General features: G+C 64.7%; 4 protein-coding genes. 1 reads left to right on the top strand and 3 read right to left on the bottom strand.

Going from position 1 to position 4242, the window contains the following annotated elements; genetic code table 11:
• A partial coding sequence (locus tag ACFFIC_RS26730; protein ID WP_377056186.1) for a transposase occupies positions 1-209 on the top strand: 209 nt, incomplete at its 5' end.
• Between the two features lie 196 nt (positions 210-405).
• On the opposite strand, the gene ACFFIC_RS26725 is transcribed toward ACFFIC_RS26730, so the two are convergent.
• From ACFFIC_RS26725 to ACFFIC_RS26715, 3 genes are read right to left on the bottom strand one after another with little or no spacing between them, the layout of a single operon-like run.
• Positions 406-1080 (bottom strand): DUF7002 family protein, encoded by a 675-nt coding sequence (locus tag ACFFIC_RS26725; protein ID WP_377056184.1) that lies wholly within the window; start codon positions 1078-1080, stop codon positions 406-408.
• Complete coding sequence (locus ACFFIC_RS26720; protein WP_377056182.1) at positions 1077-2684, bottom strand: adenylosuccinate synthetase; 1608 nt, start codon at positions 2682-2684, stop codon at positions 1077-1079. Before ACFFIC_RS26720 ends, ACFFIC_RS26725 begins: the two co-directional genes overlap by 4 nt.
• Before the next feature lie 8 nt (positions 2685-2692).
• A complete protein-coding gene (locus ACFFIC_RS26715; RefSeq protein ID WP_377056180.1) occupies positions 2693-4021 on the bottom strand; it encodes an ImmA/IrrE family metallo-endopeptidase in 1329 nt (442 codons plus the stop codon).
• Between the last annotated feature and the right edge of the window lie 221 nt (positions 4022-4242).

Raw genomic sequence — 4242 nt, 5'->3', positions numbered from 1 at the left:
CCACCGGTGCCAGCTTGCTCTACCTGCCGCCCTACTCCCCCGACCTGAACCCAATCGAGCAGGCCTTTGCCAAGCTGAAGGCGCTGCTCCGAAAGGCCGCAGCGCGCACCCGTGAGGCACTCTGGATCACCATCGGCCGACTGCTCGGAAACTTCACCCCAGCCGAGTGCAGGAACTACCTCGCCAACTCAGGCTACGCGTTCGAGTAAGATGGAAAAGCTCTAGTGAAGCCGCCACGGATGGGACGACCGAGTTCGTGGTCGCGGAGATCACTACTTCTCGCTGATCATCCATCGGACATCGCGCCCGTCCGGCTGGAAGAAGCTGTCAGACCTGGTTAGCAAGCTTGGAGGCTCGACAACATTGCCCGCCTGCTAGCTAATGCTGTGTCGGGGGGCGCACCGGCTACCGAGAATACAGGACGGTCACGATTTCTTCCCCGCGCATCCTAAGCACCCGCCGGACGAACGGTCCGACATCCGGTATGCCACCGATAACGGCAAGCTCGACAGCACGCTCGCCTGCCTTCCTCTTCCCGCGCCACTGGGCATAGGGATAGTCCTCGACACTCAGGAAGGTGTCCTTGCCCCGGTCCCGCGGGAACGGCTTTGTCGCGCCGCTGTTGATCGGGCTCAGAGTTACCCGCGTTCGATGGGCGACGACGAGAGGGGCTGCGTCGAGTTCCAGGACATCGTGCTCAAGGGTTCGGTAAGGACGTGCCGTCAGCAGCCGGTGCAGGCGGTCACGTGTCAGCCACATGAAGACTCTATCATTGAGAAGCTTGTACCAGTCCTCGGGAGTGAGGCCATCTTGGAGGCACCGCATGAGCCCGGCATCGTCCATAGGCTTCTGGTCACGGATAACGGCCCGTCCCAACTTGGGGTGCTCGATGGCGACGTTCTCGGGCCGACGCCTCGCCTCGACGGCGGTCCGCCTGCTCCCCGACACCGCGAACAAATCCAGCAGCGCCGACGTGCTGAGGAGACCGTGACGCTGGATTGAGGGCCAGCTCCCGAGTTCGGCCATGTGGTAGAGCACTGGACAGTCGCGGAGGAGTTCCTCGAGTTCTTCTTTCGTCACCAGGTCCGCCGATCGATCACGTTGCGCCAGCCGAAGTTCGTCGAGACCATCGAGACAGGTACGCCGCTGACGCGCTCCATTTCCTCGATGAACCTCAAGGTTGTCTGGTTCAGCTGGTCGACCCGGTAAGCCCCACGGTTCCCGATTCCTAGATAATCGGCAAAGGTGAGCGCGATGTCTGTCGGCCCGTTCAGGAGGGCCGAGCGCCGGAGCTGAACCCAATCAAATTCCGCAATACGCCTCTGCCGCTTGGTCGTTGTCGTTGTCTCCGTCGTGCGGAGCTCGTCGATCGGGATACCCGACCGCGCCGCGAGCTCCTCGTAGGAGAGCTCGCCCTCCATTGGGCCGGAGGGGCCACCCACCCTGATAGGGTAGGTTCGACAGACCATAATAACGCGCCGGACACGCATGGGCGAGATCCCGGCGTCCGCGAGGCATCCTGAGGCTGTTGTGTCGCGCGACGTCACGAACGGGTAAGGCCCGTGATGCATGCTCAGCGTCGTGCCCTGTGTTCCCTCCAGCATGACGCGGTAGCCTCGGAGGTAGGCGTCCTCAAGAACCTCCTGGGCCTCCCTGAGGTAGGGTCTCAACTCCGGAACGTCGCGGGCGAGCCGGATGTTCATGCCTGCCCTGCCCATGATCTTGTTGGCGCTCGCCGAGCCGACACCCTGCTGGGTCGAGGAGATGCCCTTCGCGAGTTCCCCCTCTCTGGCAATGTCCTCGTCCTCGATGATCATGGCTTGAGGGTCAATCGAGAGGCGGCTGGCCTCAATCCCGTGCTCGCCCAGCTCCTTCAGCAGCTTCGGAATTCGGAGGACGGCGCCAGCGCCGAGGAGGAGCTTGGCGTGAGGTGCTCGGCGGGAGCCAGAGGGCAGGTGGTAGTAGACCTGGACAGGGTCACCGAAGACCTTGTGGCCTGCATTAGGGCCACCGACCCGCACGAGGAGGTCGTACTCGGGCGCGATGTGACCAACGATGTTTCCCTTGCCCTCGCTGCCGTACTGTCCGCCGACGAGCACGTCCACAAGCGGGGTGACGGATCTCGGGTAGAGCCCAAGGAGGGCCGTCGCGCGGGTCAGGACCGCGTCCTCGTTTGATCGATCTGTCTCGATGACAACATCCGCGAGAGCGGCCAGCTTTTCCACACCCTTCTCGGTGCGTTGACGGCGAGCTGCCTCAAAGGCCACCCCCTCGTCACCGGCCGCCTCACGCGAGGCATAGCGGTCCGCCAAGGCGGACTCGCCCGCCGTGAGATGGATGTGATGGACTAGGGTTCCGAAAGCGCTCCGGACGGCGGCAACCTGACCTTCGATCCTCACGGCGTCGACCACAACAAGTGTCGGCGGGTCCGGTTCCCCGCTCATTTGGTCGAGAAGCCGGGCAAGAGCCGTCTTCACCCACTCGCCGCCATCTGTCCGGTCGAGGGCAGCACCTGCCCTCTGCAGCGCCCTCCTGTCCTCCGGTACTCCAGGCCTTGCTGCCCGGATCAGGTCACGGGTGCGAAGTAACCTTGCGCCATGGCGCCCTACCAAGCCAGCTGCAAGCCGGGACTTCCCAGAGCCGATTGGCCCGGAGAGCAGGATGATGCGGGGATTTCCGGACAAGCGCATCGTCAGGCGAAGAGATCGCCCTCCGGTACGAGCCGCCTCGGCGGAAGGTCATACACCGTCGTCGCAATGCCTCGAGCGACGAGGAGGTCGGTCACGAGTCCCTCGACCACGTCCCAGCTGCCGCCCGCACCGCCTGCGGCGAGCCGAGGCATGTGCACGGAGGCATCCTGCCGCACCGCCTCATCCGCGACGCGGGTGAGCGCACGGGATAGGGCAGAGTAACGGACCCGGGGCGTATCCGACGCTCCGAAGCCTTCCTGTGCCACGAGGCTGACCAGGGTGATTCCGTCGCCTACGTCGCTAAAACAGGTCTGCCCAAGCCGCTCCCTCTTGGGCATTCCCGTGATCCAGGCCGAGAACTCGTCTTGCGCCCGAGGAAACCGGTTCGCGGCACCACGGGCCAAGCCGCCACCCCACCGACGGGCGGCGTCGTTGACCATCATCAAAACCATGCGCCGCCCTGCGCCACGGGGGCGGAGGACGTCACCCTGGAGGTAAACGATACCCTCTCGCAGTGCCGTCATTCCGTCGGTCCGTCGCACGAGGCAGGCGACCCGGGGGAGGAGGCGGCCAGGGTACCCTGGTAGGCCGACGCACTCGAGGCTCACCCGGCCGAGACCCGGCCAGATCTCCTCCCCACGGACGGTGAAGCCGACCGCCGTGCATTCCCGAAGGATGGTGTCATCCGGCGGCGAGACCCTGTTCACACGCGTGGACCAGCCGCGCGACGGGACAGCATAGTCGATGCGGTAGCGCGGCGCAGCTTCGTCGCCAGCCGATGCGAACACCACAAGGATAGGTTCGGCTGCGACCTTCCCGACACGGAGGAGGTATGCCTCAGACGAGACGTCGAACCGGCGACGGTCCGTCATGAGTTCCTCGATCGGCCGGACCCTGTCGATCGTGCCAAGGCTACCGACCGGCATGACGAACTCTGCCGCGGCGATGTTGCACAGCATCTCTAGCTGCCAGTCGTCGGGCGAGTGGTCTCCACCCCGGTGGCGGACGGCCTCCCCTACATCTTCAAAGAGGGTGTGGGCGACCTCGTGAGCAATCGAGAAGCGGACCCTCTCGCGCGGCTGGGTGGGATTGAACTGAATTCGGATGTGGCCACCGGCCGCGACGGTCCGGGCATCCCGGACATCTGCGTTGGCCTCCACCGGGATACCGCGGATGTCTGCGAGCGCGATGGGATTGAAGGGAGGCCCCTTCCAGCCCGCGTCCAACGCGGCAAGCACCCCCTCGCGAGCCGCCTGTTCGATGGCCTCGACAGGATCCCGATCGCCCGCAAAGCGCAGAACCGACGCATTCGTCCAGTCGATACTCGCCATGCGCATCCCCCGCCCCAACTCGCCGCCCAGGAACCCAGTACCCAAGGGCGAATCCTGTTCGGAGCGGGAGTCTAACACGGGGGATGGCCGGATGGGCGAGGTGGCAAGAGGAGCACATCATCGAGACCAGCATGTGTCGCTGATGTCCTGCCATTTGCGGGTAGCGTCCGTCAACGTGGTGGAAATTGCATTTGGGCTTGAGGTGGCCACGGCTCAGGCGG

The organism is Muricoccus vinaceus (genome assembly GCF_042433125.1).
GTDB lineage: Bacteria > Pseudomonadota > Alphaproteobacteria > Acetobacterales > Acetobacteraceae > Roseomonas > Roseomonas vinacea.
The sequence above is the reverse complement of the archived record's forward strand: the minus strand, read 5'-3'. Positions and strand labels throughout refer to the sequence as shown.

Excerpts from the sequence above, each read along its gene's own strand:
- ACFFIC_RS26715 (WP_377056180.1), bottom strand. The coding sequence starts at position 4,021 with ATGGCGAGTATCGACTGGACGAATGCGTCGGTTCTGCGCTTTGCGGGC.